Source organism: Faecalicatena contorta, assembly GCF_022835095.1.
Taxonomy (GTDB): domain Bacteria; phylum Bacillota; class Clostridia; order Lachnospirales; family Lachnospiraceae; genus Faecalicatena; species Faecalicatena contorta.
On sequence record NZ_BQNQ01000001.1, the window covers coordinates 4237889 to 4255304 of the forward strand.

Consider the following 17416-nt stretch of genomic DNA (forward strand, 5'->3'; position numbering starts at 1 on the left):
CTTACCTGCTTTCAAATTTCCCAAACTCTGTTACCAGTCTGTCTACTGTTCTGATCCGCTCAAATGTTGTCCCTGGCACCACTTCATCAGCAACTCCCAAAACAAATCTGTTATCTTTCCTCATCAGGTCTAATACCTTCTTTACCCACTCTTCAAAATCAGTATCTGAAAAGCTATCTGCAAAAAAACCACTGGGCAGTCCGCCCCATATTATGGTTTCCTCCTTTACATGTTTCCTTAATTCCTCCAGCTTAATATCTCCTACATGATAAGGTGTGACTGCTTCAATGACATCAAATCCTGCATATGAAAGTTTGGTCAATAGCGGGATCAGTGTTCCATCCAAATGCACCATTGATTTTTTTCCCGCCTTTCTAATTCGTTCCGTCCAATCCTCGTGGATAGGTTTAATGTACTCATCGTAAATATTTCCCCCAACCAATTCACTGCTCAGATTATCAGGCACAAAAATACACCCTGCGGGTGAATCAATTGCAATCTGTGCTGCCTGCGTGTGCTTCTCCGCCATACACTTCATCAATTCATCGAATTCGTTCGGTTCTTCTTGCAATAACTCTGTAATAACCGTCTCAATCCCTGCCTTTAAAGCCACAAGTTCCATCATAGGAGATTTGGGCGTATAAGATACATTAATACCATTTTCACCGATAGACTTCATCCGCATTTCAGATAAAGCATAATCCGGCACATACTCAATATCCTGGTACAAATATTGTAAGGCTTTCAAATCCTTGCTGCTTTTTACCAGATATTCTACGGGGGCTGAGCTGTGGGAACTCTCTACATATCTCCACACCTCCCGCAAAGTTCCATAAGGCGTTTTATAATAAGTGATTGTATCGTTCTTATTCTTAGTAATTTCTACACTGGCATTATGATAGATCTCCTGAAACGGAAAATATCCCTGCAGATAGAAGCCTGCCCCCAAGTCCTTATGCAATTGCTGCAGGCCTTCTTCTGCCAATCCTCCGGCAAGTCCATCGACTAGATTTCGGGTATAATTGCTCCCCATGGCTAAATATTCTTTAGGTATCTTCTGTTCATCTCTTAAATAATTTAGCCAATATGCCAGATCTGCAAACCATGGAACGAATTCAGGTTCCTTACCTTCCAGAACTTTGAGCACATCACTTCTTTTACTCATATGTAAATTCTCCTTATTGTCTTATTTTCAACAAATGCGCACTCATAGATCAAGATATAATATTGTGTCTGCCAGAACCTTCCATTATCTTTTTATTTAGAGAATCGTATGCTGCATATGCTTCCAGCACATTTTCCGGATTTGCGCCTGGTCCAAACTCAAGCTGCATAATCCAGCCCCCATTTTTCCACAAACACAGATATACCTGTTCTACTGCTTTCCTCACTTCTTCTGCTGTACCGTTAACCAGGATGTGCTGTCTGTCAATTTCTCCCCAAAAACATATCCTGCCTGCGTATTTCCTCAGATTTTCTAAGCCCATACAAAAAATCTGACAGTTTAATAAGTCGATTCCTATTTCGATTAGGTCTTCAAGGATCAGCAAGATATTACCATCCGAATGCATCAAAACTTTTTTTCCATACCGCTTTGCAATTTGGACATAGTCTTTATACATTGGTTTGAATACTTTCCGCCATATCTGAGGATTGATAAGCAGTGATTCCTGTGATCCCCAATCATCCATTAACATAACTGCATCTATATCGGTCTGACACCATTTTTCAAGTAATCTGCAATAAAAATCATGCATTTTGGTAACAAAAGACAACATTTTTTCCGGCATAAACATCAAGTCCATGTATAATAACTCTGTTCCTCTAATGAACTGAAGCTGTTCAAATGGACGCACAACACAATCTGCTCTTATAAATCGATCTTCATTCTCTTTACACCATCTATTTACTGTTTCTATATCAAAGCTCAAAAGTTCTTCCGGAATATGGATTTTAGATGTATCTTCCCATTCATCATCCGTTAAATCTATTAACGGCCTTTTCACCTCTCCAATAACTCCCGGTTGGATATTTTCAAAGATGCATCCCCATTCGTCCATATACTCGCCATATGTAAAAGGGTTACCACTGGCTATTGTTTTTTCCGTATATCCACACTCCATTACATTTGTAATCAACGCATACTTTTGTTTTAGTTGCTTTACTAGATCAGGAAATCTGTCTTCCGCCCATGGCAGTGTCCATATATCGCTCGGTATCTGTATTGGATTTTTAAATTCTAATGCCGAGTAAATAGCATTCTTTCTGTTTACCCCTAAGTATTTAAAGGCATCGGCAGTATCTTTTAAATATTTGTCAGTTATACCTATACTACGGGGCTGCGGGTATGCTTTTGCAATAAATCCGCCGTTTTGTGTTGAAAATAACCGGATCATTTGTTCCGCTTTTTGAAACAGTTCTTCTCTGTTTAAACTTAAAGTTCTCTGTATATCTAATGGGCAGAAAAAGCATATGCGCCCCTTATAACGTCTGGAAATTTCCTCTATCCCCATGTTATCCTGCTGATCCAAATTAATTACATCACAGCCTGCCTGTATGAATTCTTCTATAAGGTCTAAGGTATACCCACAGCTGTGGATAAATGTATCCATACCATAATCGTGAATATGTTGATACATTTTTTTAAACCGGGGTATAAAAATCTCTCTGAATTTTTCTATAGAAATCATTAGCCGATCCTGCAGAGCCGTGTCATCAATAGTTATTATCCCATCAACTCCCAACGCCGCCATTTTATCTATCACTTCCAGGTTTATCTCCAGAAGCTGGTCTACCGCCTTTTCTATTATTTCTTGATTAACTGCAGTATTTACCAAGAAATCTTCAAAACCAAATAAATCAATTAAGTGTTGGAAAAGCCCGCAAGGGAGCATTCCCAATACATATTTCTCCTTTACATTATTCCGGATCTGGTCTTCCATTCTTTTATATCGCCAATCTTGATTAAATTTGGGAAATTTATATGCTTTTAAGTCGTCTGAGTTCCCGCACTCTTTTAATGGAAAATACTTAGGCTCTCCAAAAGACTCGTCCACGCTCTTATAAATGACCCCCCATTCGTTTTTTCCATCTATCGGAGGCTTGGACTCCACAAATACCCACATCATATCTTCCCCATAATATTTTCCATCCTGGGGAGTTCTATTAGAGTCGAAATTATATGGAATTCTTTCTGGGGTTTTAAAATGAATGGCTGCTTTAACTAATTCTCTGCTCGTCATTTTCTAATCCTCTTTTCTAGAAAATATGGTAATTTTCATTATTCAATACAATTCAATAATTGAATGATTTTAGAGTCCCTGTCTTTCAAGAGTGCATGATCCATTTTTTTATCATATTCGTATATGCCTTTTCCACTCATTATCCCAATATTGCCGTCCTCCACACACTTTTCAAATAAGTGATTGATGTTGTTATTATTACATAATTCAGGATACAGGTACTTTGCAACACTATTAAAAATTGTAAGCCCTCCCAAATCTGCAATTTGAAAGGGACCTGAGCATACATAGCGCAGCCCATTTCCATACTTGATTGTCCGGTCTATATCCTCCGGAGATGCGATTCCTTCTTCCACCAGATAAGTAGCTTCTCTTAATAATGCAAACTGCAGGCGATTTGATAAAAACCCTTTAATATCATGTTTTACTAAAACAGGTTTTTTCCCTAATTGTCTGAAAAAATCAACAAGCCTTTCACATACACTACCGTCCGTAGATTGCCCTTTTATTACCTCCACCAAGGGGATAATGTGCGGAGGGTTCAAAAAATGTGTTCCGCAGAAACGTTTTTTATTAGTCACATAATTACTTAAAAGATCTATTGAAATTGCGGAAGTATTCGTTGCTATAATGGTATCCTCTTTCGCGCTTCTGCATATCTCTTCATAAAAATTGGCTTTTATATTAATATTTTCAGGAATTGCTTCAATAATTAAGTCAGCATCTTTCATACATTGTATATCTGTTGTAAATTTAATAGACCTTTGTATTGCCTCCGCCTGGTTGGCATCTATGACCCTATTTTCCACTAAAAAATCCAGATTATTTTTTAATACTTCTTTTGCGAACACAAAATCGCTTTCTTTAATACTATATAATGTTGTCTTAATTCCTACTCCCGGAAACATCTGGCTGATCCCAGCCCCCATAAGCCCTGCACCCGCAACAACAACGTCCTTGATATCCGATTTTTCCATATGTATCACCTTTTAAAATATAAAATATTTTATATTACTTTAAAATGTTTTCACTGGCTTTTATCATTGCCCACACGTTTTCAGTAGGAATGCTGTCGATCATTGTATTGCATGTAGACAGAATAAAGCCGCCATTTTTATTGGCTGCCAGTATCGTTTTCCTGACTGACTCCGCCACCTCCTGCGGTGTGCCAAAACACATGATCTGATCTAAATCAATATTTCCCCACAAACAGAGCTTATGGCCATATTTGTTTTTTATATCTGCAATATCCATACCGGCTGATGGCTGAAGTGATTGTATTCCATCGAATCCGCACGCAGTTATATCCTCCATAACTGTATTGATATTACCGTCCGTATGCAGAAATACTGGTATTTCCTTATAACTCTTAATTTCTTTCAGCATCTTCCTATACAGAGGGAATACAATTTTTCCCATGATATGCGGCGGCAAAAATACTCCAGTATTAAAAGCTATATCATCTGCTATCAGGATTCCATGGGCTCCCTTATCTATAAATATTTTTGCCTTTTCTATTTCATATTCAATCACCTTTTCAGATATCTCTAGCACTTCCTCCGTGTTAGTCAGGCAGTATACCATGTAATCTTCCATCGTATACATTTCATCTACCATAGAGACGGGTCCGCCTATCTGGGCAAACACAAAAAATTCAGTTTCTTTTACATACCGTTCTACTAATTGCCCTGTTACGAATTGACAGTCGGGCTTTCTGTAATTTTCTGCATCTTCTATATCTATTGCCTCTTGAACTATATGTTTTGTTTTATCGGTTATTTCATAAATTTGCCCATATATACTTTGAACAAGTTTATGTCCATTTTCCGAAACTCCTATCTGCCATTCCGGCCATTCTCCCACATTCACGAGATCCATATTCAATTTCTTTCTTATCGCAACATCTCTGTCAAAATCCTGATAGTTCAAAGAATAAGTCCTTCCTAAAATCCTATTTGCCAATTCCGGTTGAATATAGACTTCTCCTTTTGGTACACGGTCTGCTTCTTTGTGTAATATGGCATTCTGTACTCTTTCTCTGCTCTTCATTGCTGCCACCCCTTTTTACTATTCCTTTACTGCCCCTGCAGTAATGCCTTCCACAACAAATTTTTGCATTACCGCAAATAGAATTCCTGTAGGCAGCAATGCTATTACACCGCCTGCCATTAAGACGCCCCATTCAATATTATTTTTTCCTATTAAGGCTTTTAACGCAACCGGTATTGTCCAGTTCTCCGCTGTACTTACAAAGATGGTTGCTCCAATGAGTTCATTCCATCCTCCCAAAAAGCCAAATACAAACACTGATGCAATACCAGGGAGCATGATCGGCAAAACAATTTTTATAATCGTCTGGATTTTCCCGCATCCATCTACCATTGCAGCTTCCTCCAGCGAGTCCGGGATCCGTTGAAAAAAGCTTCTCATTGTTATACTGCAAAAGGGTAGATTTCCGCATATATAATAAACTAATAGGCTAAACTTCGTGTTAATCAAGCCCGCTTCTGCGAAAAAAGAATACAGTGGAATCAGTACCAAGATTCCAGGAATAACCTGAATAACAAGGAAAAAAAGCAGAATTAACCCTTTGCCTTTAAATTTATATCTGGACAGTGCATAGCCACTTAAAATTGACAGAATTGTAACAACAAGTGCTGTCAGCAATGCTACAATAGTGCTGTTTTTAATATAAACTCCATAATCCATCATCCTGAACAATGTACTATAATTCTCCGTCGTAAAAGTATGTGGAAAATATGTAATAACACTTCTGTCCAGAATCTCGGCACTTGGTTTAAATGAAGTAATTACAACCCAATATATTGGAAAGACAACTATCAGAAAATAAAAAGTAAGTACGATTGCCTTAAACGAAAACAGAAATTTCTTTTTACCTCTCATAAATTCTCTCCTCCCTTCTTTCTTTTTGATATCGCTAATCCGGAAATTGCCAATAAAGAAATAATTAACATAAATGCAACCCCTAGTGCAGAAGCAAATCCAAAGTCGTATTTTGCAAATGCTCTTGAGTACATATAAGAAGTAATCGTATTCGAAGTATTTGCTGGTCCTCCTCCTGTGATAATCATGATCAGATCAAAGGAATTTAATGACCAAATTGCTCTCAGTGAAACCGTTGTAACGATCGTAGGTTTAAGATATGGTAATGTAATAGACCAAAACTGACGTACCAGCCCGCATCCATCTATTGCAGATGCCTCGTAAACATCATTTGGTATCGATTGAAGCGCTGCTAACAACAGCATTGCAAAAAAAGGAAATCCAATCCAAATAGTTGCTATAATTACAACAGCCAATGACCATCCTGGCGTTCCCAGCCATGCTATTTTTTCATTTATCGCCCCTATTTTCAAGAGAAGATCATTCACCACTCCATATTCTCCATTAAATGACCACCTGAACATCAAACCGATAACACACCCGGAAAAAGCCCATGGCAGAAAAACAATTCCCTGATATAAGCCCCTGCCCCTAAATTTTTTCCGCAGGGTCAATGCTAAACCGAGCCCCAGTATAAACTGTCCGATAATGGAAGTCAGTAAATATACTACAGTATTAGTAAACACTAATTTAGTATCTTTTTCTGATAATAGTTTGACAAAATTATCGAGTCCATTGAAAGTTATATTATTTGGATCCGTTAGTTTATAATTTTGAAAAGCCATTATAAAGCTGTTGATTAATGGATATCCAAATACTAAGACCAGGCTAATTATAACCGGCAGCATAAATAAGTAAGCCTGCTTTGTCCTTGTTCTGCTCCGTCCTTTTGTTTCTTTAAATATACAATAAAATATTCCAGCCGTTACTATTATAAAAATAATAAAAAATAGAATTGTACTCACATTTTTCATAGGTTATCTCCTTAAATTGCTTCAAAAGCCTGCCGTAAGTCTTCCTGTAGGTTTTCAGTACCTTCCAGCCCGCAGTGTATTCTGATCAAGCCTCGTTCTTTTTCTGTTAATCCCATAAACTGCAGGTCTTCAGAAGCAATATTTTTTACAGGACATAAGGCCAGACTTTCAAATCCTCCCCAGGAACATCCCTTTCCAAATAATTTCAAATGGTCTATAAATTCCACGGCTTTGGATGCGTTCTCTTTTAATAAAAAGCTCATCAGTCCTGTATGCCCTGTCATCTGTTTCTGAATAATTTCATGCTGGGGGTGGGAAGCAAGCCCTGTATAATATACCTTCTCTACTTTAGGATGATTTTCTAAATATTGTGCAACTGCCATAGCTGTTTCCTGATGCTGTTTCACTCTCAGGGGAAGTGTACGCAGTCCCCGTATCGCCAGCCACGCTTCCATCGGGCCTAAAATAGATGCAAAATATTCCCGGTAATGCAGCTGCACATTATCCATTAGTTCAGCATCCTTTGATACCAATACCCCACCATTGATATCACTGTGGCCCCCGATATATTTCGATATTGAATGCATCACAATATCTATTCCCAGGTCTAATGGCTTTGAAAAAATGGGTGTACAAAATGTATTATCTATATATGTTTTTATACCATGTTTTTTGGCTATGCCTGCTATTGCTGCTACATCTACCACTTTAAAAATAAACGTTGCAGGGCTTTCTAATATAATCAGACTGGTGTTCATTTTTATAGCATTTTCCAGTTCTCTGATATCATCGCCGGCAACATATGTAACCTCCATTCCCAGCCTTTCCACGCAATATTCATCTAATAAACGCTTAACCGGAAAATATACATTTCTCATGCAGATGATATGATCCCCTGTCTTTGCGATCGAAAAGACAGCGGCGGTTGCGGCTCCCATACCACTGGAGAAGGCAACTGCTTTTTTCCCATGCTCAAGCGCTGCTATTTTCTTTTCCAAGATAGTTGTTGTTGGGTTTGCCGTTCTCCCATAAACAAAATCCTCTTTCAGATTAACCGTACTCTGTTTTTCATAAGTATCAAAAACATGCAGCGAGTTCATAAATACTGGCGGTACTACAGCGTTCATATATTTATCCGGATTTTCACCTAAATGAGTTACTGTAAGTAAATCTTGATTCATAACTTTATCCATTCCTTTCACTGTTCTATTTTTCCAAATAGCCGATTATATGCTGTTAACACAGCATCCTGCCTTCCGCCCTGTAAATTGCTTGATATGTATATAATTGTAGGATATTCCGGCTTCCAACAAGTTTTTATCTTTTCAAGAAATTCTATTTCTGTTCCAATTTGTGGATTATCTCCGTGCTGATAGTGCGGCAGTATTACTGCTTTCCCACCAAAATAGTCATATATACTGCTCATATCCGATGAATACTGTGATGCAAAATTAACGGATCTGAGACTTTCATTTTTTATTATTTTCCCAAAGTACCTTTCATTCATGGTACAGCTATGCAGCATCAAGCCTCCAAATTCACGGCTAATAATATTGTTATATTTTACTCCAAATTCCTCATACATTTCGGGTGAAACCATAGACATTGTATCATCAGCTATATAAATGCCTTTTTCCTTAGGCGCCCAAATAAGAGGCCATGTTAGCGGACATAAATTATCACATACTGCTTTCATTGCGTCGATATATTCGATTACTGTTTCACACAATAGTTCCAGTAATTGGTGGACTTTCCCAGGATGTTCGTATAATGATATATAAAAGTCATTCGTCTCCCATATCATTTCCGCTAATCCCAATGGATTTTGAATATCTCCTACTCTTATTGGTATTTTGCCGTTTGTCTTATTTGCAAAATATTCTATCAGCCGGATCTGTTTTCCTAAAAGTCCATCCAAAATGTTCGGCTTTTTTATGTTGTCTACATCATCTACCGAATAAATAATAGGATTTTCCAAGTATTTATGCCCATCTTGAAAAACCCGTTCCTTTCCGCCTAACGCACATGGAATGATATGTGTCCCAATCCCCGTTACCAGTGAATTATAATTATCATCTCTCCCTTGCAGCGTTGTATTATATCTATGTATAGCAATTTGGTAACATCTTTCCATATCATCTGCGTTCCCTGCTATTTGTAATGGAGCATCTTCCGTCTCCTCTAATATTAATGCCGGTCTCTCTGCTTTTCCTAAATTCCATATTACTTGCAGCAGTTCTTTACCTCTCAATTTTTCACTCCTTTAATGATTTAGCAATAGGCAACATTACGTTGCCCATTGCTTCTAAATATCTGCCTGTCTATAAAATGCGTTTCACATTTATTGAATTACAATAGGTTCCGGAACTTTAGATCCAGGATTTTCTTCTAAGTGTTTCTTCATACGGCTGGATAGCTCATTTGAAAGGATATCCAATGTCTCCTGCTCTGTCTGCTCTCCTAAAAGGCATTTCTGCATTTCGACGTGTAATGTTTCTTGATGAAGGTCTGTTACATCAAAAGGCCCGTAGTTTGTTGGGAATATTGCGTCCTGCTGATTTAACTGTGCAACAAATGGAGCATATATACCATCCTCACCATAATTTTCATCATCTCCAACATCAGCTTTAACAGGAATTGCCCCTGTCTGTAAACAATACTGCATGTTATTATCTGTACGTGATAAGAAATCAATTAATTCTATTGCTGCTTCCTTGTTCTTAGTCTGGGATGAAACGACATATGAGTACGGATTAGAAGTTCTTATAATCCGGGTTCCGTCCTTGCAGACTGGTACGGGAAGCACGCCCCATTCATCGTCTGACATTTTTTGGGATAATGTTAATGCTACTTCTGAATCGTTCCATAATGTCCCTGTCAAGCCACTTGCAAAATTATCTACCATTTCGGCAAATCCCCAGTTCACAGAATCTTCTGGAACATAGCCATCCCTATATATATCACACCATTTAGCAAACGCATCCACGCACTCAGGGCTGTTCAATAAGCAATTGCCCTCTTCATCATACATTTTACCTATAGTAATTCCTTGTAAATATCCCTGGACACAATCAAATCCGCCTCTTGCCCCTCTAAAAGAATTGCCGTATCGATTCTTCTCTTTATCTGTTAATGCTTTGATCAGCTCTAAATATGCATCCCATGTCCAATCATCCCCTGTCGGGATCTCATAACCGATTTCTTTCGCCCAGTCTTTTCTATAGTAGATCCCCGATACCTGAAATGCATCCGGTACTGCATATACATGACCGTAAAGCTGGCGTTGTTGTTCCCATGTATATCCCTTTACCACCTCATTATATTCATCCTCATGTTCTTCAACATACTCGTCCAGCGGATAAAGCCATTCCGCTTCAGTAAATTGTCCAAACCAGCTTTCTGTAAAAGTCAATACGTCCGGCAATTGTCCGGCCGTACCAAGAACCGTCAGCTTATTTGCCGCATCATCCCACGGAACGCTTTCATAAATAACCTCTATCCCTGTCTCCTCCTGAAACTTCTGGAATGTGTCCTTATAATAATTTTCCCTTGCTTCACTAGGCGACACATCCATAAAACGTATTGAAGTACTCTCCTCAGTATCAGCTTTCACATCTTCTTGTTTTTTTCCACCACATCCGCCCATCATTCCCATGACTGATGCAGTTACCATGACAACTGATACACCTCTTCTTAATATTTTCTTTTTCATCATTTTCTCCTTTCTTTTTTTGAGGTTTATTGCTAAAGAAATTCTATCATACGAAACAGATACTATAGAATAGATGTATTTATTATTATTTGTATATTTCGACATATAAAAACACAAGTACTCTTTATTCTTGTTATTAATAAAAGAGTCCTTGTGTTTTTTTCACTTTTTATTAACTTTTTTACCTTGACCGAAACTCACTTGGATTTATTCCCGTATATTTAATAAATACTGTAGTAAAATATGCAGGATCCTCAATACCGACCGCTTCTGCCACTTCATATATCTTCATTGTAGTATCCTTCAGGAACGTTTTTGCTTTCTCTACCCGATATCTGTTAATTGTTTCTATTATAGTCTTTCCTGTTTTTTGTTTATATATTCGACTAATATATCCAGAACTCACCTCCAGGTCATTTGCCATTTCTGCTATAGTAAAGCTATTTTTATAATTTTCCGCAATATACTTATCTATTAATTTTACTAAATAATGTTTTTCATGTTTACTTTTCATGACATTATCGACATATATCATCATTTTCTCTACTCCATCATATACCTGATATGCAGTAGTAGCCCGCTCTATAGCTAAGAATGTCTGTTGTTCATTTTCCTCTGTATCCTCATCATAATAATTTGAATTCAGGTGTCTATATGCTATAGATATAAAATTGAAAACACTTATTTTTAATTTGTCAATAGGATACTGTATTTGTGAAAGTTGTTCTGCAGTCGCTTTTAGAAGTTGAATTGCATAAGGGAGGTTTCCTTCAATTAAGCAAGTCCACATTTCATGAAATCTTTTTTTGCAGTTTATTTCTATAGAATTTATTTCAGATATATAGCCAATGACTTCATTCTCACCTGTCCAGGCCTGATTTCTAGCAGTCATTGCCTGTCCCCAGGCCAGTGAAAGTAAATCCAGAGCATAAACAACATCACTGACACCTATCTTAATGATCATTCTCATGAATTCTTCCGCCATCCTAAGCGTTTGGTTGCATATACTTAGGATTCCCTCTTTTGTTACTTCTTTTTTGTTGTTTCCACAAAATACAATTGCAATTTCCTTTTCTTGTATTTCTATAAAATAATACTCCTCCTCTATGTCCAACGCTTTGAACAAATTCTTAATCATCATAAGAATGTTGTCCTTAGAATATTTTTTTTCATTGTAAATAGCTATTAAAGAACAAACACAGTAGTTTTTCTCTTCCCTTTTTAGGGATTCCAGCTCTTTTTCAAGCTGTGGTGCACAGTTATTACCTTTGATCAGCATTCTAAGCAGCATTTCCTTTAGGTAACTGTCTTTTTCTTCTTTTTCCTTTCGGCTTTTATTTTCTTCTTCTTTTTGTTCAATCAATCTTTTCATTGTTTGTGGTAATTCTTCGATAAAATCATTTTTTATAATAAAATCAGATGCCCCTTTGCGTATTGATCTCTGAATTAGTTCGAATTCTGAATATGCAGTCAGAATCACTACTTTTATTCCTTCATATAAATCTGTGATCTTTTTTGCCAATTCCAGTCCATCCATAACCGGCATTTTTATATCCGTAATTACAAAATCCACATCATTGCCTTGAATAAACTCCAAAGCTTCTCTGCCATTTTTACATGTCTTGGAAATCGTACAATTTAATTCATTCCAATCAATTAACGTTTTAACGCCTTGCTGAATTATGCTTTCATCATCCACAATAATTACCTTGTACACTACTATATCCCCCTCTAATATTTTGGCAGTTCAAACCAAATAATTGTCCCTTCTCCTATTTTACTTTCAATATGTAATTCACTGTTATACAGTAGCTGTAATCTTGTACCGGTATTCCGCAATCCTATCTTTTCTCTTTTTAAACTATGACAATCATCTGTATGGAGAGATTCCACATCAAATCCGATTCCATTATCACAAACTTCTATTCGTATCGCATGTTCCGCCTCTTCTACTTTTATCTTAATCTCCATACTCCTGTTAAGATTATTCATACCGTGGATCACTGAATTTTCAACTAACGGTTCAATCGTAAGACGTGGCAACTCATATTTTCCCAAGTGTTCCGGCAGTGAAATCGAGTATTGAAGCTGCTCTTCAAAGCGTTGTTTTTGTAAATACAGATAAAACTCGGTATATTCCAATTCTTTTCCGATTGGAATTCTCGCATTTTTTTCTGAATATAGAGATGCACGTAAAAAGCCTGAAAGTGCTTTCAACATATGATATATTGTATCATCCTGGAGCATTTTCGCTTTTATCTGTATTATCGTCAATATATTGAAGAGAAAGTGTGGGTTTACTTGCTGTTGTATCATTTCCAGCTCTAATTCCTGGTACAATATCTTAGATTTATACTCTTCATTAATGAGTTTTTCCATTTTCATAGTCATATTATTAAATGTTTCACTCAAATCATTTTCTGCCTTATTTGAATATGGTTTCAGCCTTATTGCATAATTCTCGTCTTTAATAGCCTCCATTGCATCATCCAGATCTTTTATAAACTGTGTATTTCTCTTAGACATGCAAAACACTACGATTATTGATATTAAAAATACCAGACATATCATATATAATATAATAGTTAGCTCTTTCAGCACCATTTTATTTATACTATTCTTAGGGATAACATTTACCAGGCTTAGGTTCACTGTTTTGATATTTTTAGTAATACATTCGTATTCAACTCCTTTATAGAAAAATATACTTTCATTTACGTCTTTATATTTTGCAACTTGTTTTATAAATTCGTCGTCTTGCATATCACGGGAATACAAATTTTTATTATCTTCGTCCAAAATAAGTGTTAGCATTGTATCATATTCAATTTTGCCTTCATACGTATTTTCTATCGCATCATTATTAATCCCTAATAAAATAATTAAATTACTCTCCCGCTCCTTTGGTGCTGCTATTTTGAGAGCAGCATACATCGTGTCGTCCTTAGGAACTGGTGATAGAAAATAATACAATCCCGTATTATATATATTGTTGATTTGTTCACTATCGTATACTTCTTGTAAATGCCTCTCTATAATAATGTCTTTTTTAGGAACCGTATATGTATATAACAATAACTTATCATTTTCAAATACAGAAATGTATGCTATCCCCCTATTATTCCAAGCTGAGCTATAGTTAAAAACCTTTTTAAGTTCCTCTTTATATCTGTTCCGATTAAAAACATAGTTTTCATTTTTTTCTTCAAAATAAGAAGGGTCCTTACACCATTCAAGAACACTCGTTTCTGTTGCTGCTAAAACTATTGTATTTGATACAAACTCAAATGCTTCTTCTAAATTACGTGCCGTTTCATTTGTATACGCATTTATTTTTTCAATATTTATTTTATAGACCCGGTTATATTCGTTAGCAATGATGGAAATTCCCAATAGAACTATAATACAAGATAGTAAAAAAATCATATTTTGTTGAATCGTACGTTTTCCATCTTTTTTCTTATTCATAGCTCACCTATTTATATTTTCCAATACACAATTTTCTATTACATAATATAATTCTAGCATAAATACCTTTTAATGTACCTACAAAATTTTTGATATTTTGTTATTATTTTCGATTCCGTTTCAAAAAAATTTCATAAGTGCCATTAGCGGTATCTTTCAATAGGCAGACGGCGTTAATATACTCGCCTGCAGGATATGAACAGTAACGCTTTTGATCCAACTTTGATCTAAAAATCCTAACTTAAAAAGGGTACTTGAAAAAATCAAGTACCCTATGGATTATATCATTCCTTTTTCTGCCTGCGAAACATCATCTCCGGTATTACCAGGCAGATCCCCGCCAATCCGGCAACCAGTACAATTGACCATCCCACCGGATATCTGGACACATAATAGGAAAGCCTTTGCTCCATATAGATACAAATCAGCTTCAAGATCCCGCTTCCCACCGTCAACATCAAACCTGCCGCAATCAGGCAGTAATACAGCCCCTCCGCCGCCAGCATCCTTCGCTCCTGCCGCCGGGTCATCCCCACATTCTTCATAACCTCCAGTTCTCTTTTCCTGGACAATATTCCGGTGATCATAACATTAAAATAGTTCGTCAGCCCTGCAAATAATAAGACTGCGCTGATGCTTCCAAGAATCAGCCGGTTCCCTCTGATATAATTGGCCGCCTCTGCCAGCAGGTCCGATTTGCTGATACAGAAGATTCCTGCCTCTCCGTTCTCCTCGTCTGCTCCTGTTCCTGTCATCTTTTCCCGCCTCCGGTTCTCCCGGGATATCATATTTTGAATCTCTGTCTTTATTTTTGTCTCCCTTTTTTCATCCACATTCAATTCCATATAAAGCGTTTTTTTCTCCGTAGGCAGCTTATCAAAGCCCTCCCTGCTGATCAGATAATAAACCAGCCCCTCTGCCCCATGCCAGGTCTGACGTATATCAGGAAATCCCTCCGCCCGGTTATCCAGATAGCCGCTTAAAGTGAACATATCCGACTGTATTCCTCCAAGTGCCTCTTCTTCTATTACGCTGTCTTTCTCCTTTGGACTCAGCTGATCCCAAATCATCCAATCTTTCTTAGACCGCATTGTTGTAAAATACAGCGGTTCTCCCACACTCTCCTTTGCCAGCCTCTCCTGTTTTGGTGAAAGCTGATGGTCATGGAGAATCATCACGCCTGTTCCATTTTCCAGACTGTCCATATCCACCGGCAGTTGATTGTCCTCCACATACTGCCGCAGAGCGGTGATCTCCCCGTCATTCAGAATCTGGACGACATCTTCAAGCCCGCCTTCAATCATGGCATAGTTTTCACCATATCCGGCGCCTTCTATTACCGGTGCGTTTTTATTAAATGAATCTCTTTTATCCAGTAAGGGCATCACTCCTTTTCTGGAAATAGTCGAAGTCATATAAGCCCCCTCCATGATGTACGACTTCTCTTGATCCACCCCGTCAAGGCTTAACAAGGCTTCTCTGACCTCTGAAGAAATAGGGGAAAACTCATCATAGGAATTGCCATATAATAAGTATAAAATATCCCCTTCTGTCAGCATCGGATCTTCACCCACATCTCTCGATTTATACTCCAGTCCGTATCCCTGTTCCTTCCCCCACTCACTGAATTCACCGGCAATCAGAAAATCCGGACGCTGCTCGATCACATGTATATAATCACTGCCCTTAGTAATAACAACAGCCCCCAGAAAGGTCTCCATCCCAAGAAACAGGGAAAACACCGTCAGTAAAAATCTTCCCCGATGTCTGGTCAAATTCTGCCATGCCATGTACCACAGTTCCCCGGCAGCGCTTCTTTTTCGCCTCTTATGTTTTATTCGTACCAGTTTCTTTTCTGTCTTTCTCCATTTTGCCTTCTTTTGCCTGTTTCTTACCAGACCGGTATAATTCATACTCTCCACACAGGATATATTTACGATGTGGTGAATGACACCTGCCGCTGCGCTTACGGTGAGCATCACTGTAAATACGATGGAAGCCGCCAGAAGCCCCGGCCGAAAGATCTGCAGTTCTTTCGCGCCTCCATATCCGCTTAAGTATTGATTCCCCAGTATCTCCGATATCACTGCCAGCAAAACAAAGGCCGACAGAAGTGTCCCTGCCAGCACCCCTGGAATTAAGATTCTAAGAATCTGTCCCAAATAAATTCTATGCATCTGTTTTTTCGTTGTCCCAACCGTATTTAAAAGCCCCATCTGGCGGATGTCTCCTGCCATAGAGATCTGCATCACATTTTGAACCAGAAAAAACATACCGCACAGGATGAGAAGCGCACCAAATGCGGCCATGCCATACCCTCCTGCCAGCCGATTGACTGCATCGTAGGCATAAGTATTGGCAGCAGTAATCTTCGCTTCAGACGCCTTTCCTGATACATCCTGATATAAACGCTCTTCCGTCTCTTGCCAGTCCATATGATCTGACTGACAGATCAAAATATCTGCTTCTTCCCAGACATGATACCCCCAATCCTCCACTTTCTGCTCTGATATATATCCCACTGCAGAATTGGACGTCTCACCCACATAGTCTGTATACCAGCCGCTGAGGCGGAATTCTTCCTGTTTCGTACAAAGCAGTCCGAGACTTACCGTAAGGCCGATCCGCATCCCCTTCTCCGGATGATCAATACCCAGACTTTTCAGCGACCTGGCAGAAAGCATGATCTCCTGCTTTTCCTTTGGATAGTGTCCGTGAATATTCGTATAAGCCGGTTTCCTAATCTCCTCCCACGCCGCATCATCCAGCGCCTGGATCTTGCAGATATACTGATCACCGTCGGCCGCCTCTCCCAGAGTTACACACCTTCCTGCCCGCTTCACATAACTGAGGGAACAAACCTTCTCATACTGAGACTGGTCCGCATCCCCGATGCAGACTGATGCTGCGGTTCCTGCCGCCCTTACCGCCTTTGTATATTCTGCCTGAACCTTTCCGAATGAGATTCCAAATACCATGGTCAGCGTAACAATACACAAAATAACCGTTCCCAGGAGAATCCGGTTTCTGCCCTTATTGCATTTGCCAATCTCCCTTGAAAGCATTTTAACTACCTGTTTGTTTTGATTCGAGGTAAATCCTTTTCCTGCCATAAC

At 38.3% G+C, this 17416-nt stretch carries 12 protein-coding genes; all 12 read right to left on the reverse strand.

Features of this window, described 5'->3' with window-relative positions:
• Nucleotide 1: 1 nt before the first annotated feature.
• Nucleotides 2–1165, reverse strand: a complete 1164-nt coding sequence (locus MWG26_RS18995) for a uroporphyrinogen decarboxylase family protein (RefSeq protein ID WP_025656056.1) — start codon at nucleotides 1163–1165, stop codon at nucleotides 2–4.
• A gap of 49 nt (nucleotides 1166–1214) precedes the next feature.
• Complete coding sequence (locus MWG26_RS19000; protein WP_025656055.1) at nucleotides 1215–3242, reverse strand: uroporphyrinogen decarboxylase family protein; 2028 nt, start codon at nucleotides 3240–3242, stop codon at nucleotides 1215–1217.
• 38 nt (nucleotides 3243–3280) lie between these two features.
• On the reverse strand, nucleotides 3281–4219 hold the full coding sequence (locus MWG26_RS19005; RefSeq protein ID WP_025656054.1) for a 3-hydroxyacyl-CoA dehydrogenase family protein: 939 nt from the start codon (nucleotides 4217–4219) through the stop codon (nucleotides 3281–3283).
• Between the two features lie 34 nt (nucleotides 4220–4253).
• A complete protein-coding gene (locus MWG26_RS19010) occupies nucleotides 4254–5291 on the reverse strand; it encodes a uroporphyrinogen decarboxylase family protein (protein WP_025656053.1) in 1038 nt (345 codons plus the stop codon).
• Between the two features lie 18 nt (nucleotides 5292–5309).
• On the reverse strand, nucleotides 5310–5954 hold the full coding sequence (locus MWG26_RS19015) for a carbohydrate ABC transporter permease (protein ID WP_243142730.1): 645 nt from the start codon (nucleotides 5952–5954) through the stop codon (nucleotides 5310–5312).
• 188 nt (nucleotides 5955–6142) lie between these two features.
• The gene (locus tag MWG26_RS19020) at nucleotides 6143–7120 is read right to left on the reverse strand and encodes a carbohydrate ABC transporter permease (protein ID WP_025656051.1); all 978 of its coding nucleotides are present in this window, start codon (nucleotides 7118–7120) and stop codon (nucleotides 6143–6145) included.
• 11 nt (nucleotides 7121–7131) lie between these two features.
• A complete protein-coding gene (locus MWG26_RS19025) occupies nucleotides 7132–8322 on the reverse strand; it encodes a trans-sulfuration enzyme family protein (protein WP_373596034.1) in 1191 nt (396 codons plus the stop codon).
• Nucleotides 8319–9371 carry a uroporphyrinogen decarboxylase family protein gene (locus tag MWG26_RS19030; protein ID WP_025656049.1) on the reverse strand — a complete coding sequence of 351 codons (1053 nt, stop codon included), beginning with the start codon at nucleotides 9369–9371 and terminating at the stop codon, nucleotides 8319–8321. The genes MWG26_RS19025 and MWG26_RS19030 overlap by 4 nt, the downstream gene beginning before the upstream one ends.
• A gap of 90 nt (nucleotides 9372–9461) precedes the next feature.
• Nucleotides 9462–10937 carry an ABC transporter substrate-binding protein gene (locus MWG26_RS19035; protein ID WP_240285541.1) on the reverse strand — a complete coding sequence of 492 codons (1476 nt, stop codon included), beginning with the start codon at nucleotides 10935–10937 and terminating at the stop codon, nucleotides 9462–9464.
• A 76-nt stretch (nucleotides 10938–11013) separates the two neighbouring features.
• Complete coding sequence (locus MWG26_RS19040) at nucleotides 11014–12549, reverse strand: response regulator transcription factor (RefSeq protein ID WP_025656047.1); 1536 nt, start codon at nucleotides 12547–12549, stop codon at nucleotides 11014–11016.
• A 14-nt stretch (nucleotides 12550–12563) separates the two neighbouring features.
• Nucleotides 12564–14300: a sensor histidine kinase gene (locus tag MWG26_RS19045; protein WP_025656046.1), complete on the reverse strand. Its 1737-nt coding sequence runs from the start codon at nucleotides 14298–14300 to the stop codon at nucleotides 12564–12566.
• A gap of 284 nt (nucleotides 14301–14584) precedes the next feature.
• Complete coding sequence (locus MWG26_RS19050) at nucleotides 14585–17413, reverse strand: ABC transporter permease (RefSeq protein WP_240285544.1); 2829 nt, start codon at nucleotides 17411–17413, stop codon at nucleotides 14585–14587.
• Nucleotides 17414–17416 lie beyond the last annotated feature (3 nt).

Coding starts and splice junctions, on each gene's coding strand:
- MWG26_RS18995 (WP_025656056.1), bottom strand. CDS start 1,165: ATGAGTAAAAGAAGTGATGTGCTCAAAGTTCTGGAAGGTAAGGAACCT.
- MWG26_RS19035 (WP_240285541.1), bottom strand. CDS start 10,937: ATGTCGAAATATACAAATAATAATAAATACATCTATTCTATAGTATCT.
- MWG26_RS19020 (WP_025656051.1), bottom strand. CDS start 7,120: ATGAAAAATGTGAGTACAATTCTATTTTTTATTATTTTTATAATAGTA.
- MWG26_RS19050 (WP_240285544.1), bottom strand. CDS start 17,413: ATGGCAGGAAAAGGATTTACCTCGAATCAAAACAAACAGGTAGTTAAA.
- MWG26_RS19005 (WP_025656054.1), bottom strand. CDS start 4,219: ATGGAAAAATCGGATATCAAGGACGTTGTTGTTGCGGGTGCAGGGCTT.
- MWG26_RS19045 (WP_025656046.1), bottom strand. CDS start 14,300: ATGAATAAGAAAAAAGATGGAAAACGTACGATTCAACAAAATATGATT.
- MWG26_RS19015 (WP_243142730.1), bottom strand. CDS start 5,954: ATGATGGATTATGGAGTTTATATTAAAAACAGCACTATTGTAGCATTG.
- MWG26_RS19000 (WP_025656055.1), bottom strand. CDS start 3,242: ATGACGAGCAGAGAATTAGTTAAAGCAGCCATTCATTTTAAAACCCCA.
- MWG26_RS19010 (WP_025656053.1), bottom strand. CDS start 5,291: ATGAAGAGCAGAGAAAGAGTACAGAATGCCATATTACACAAAGAAGCA.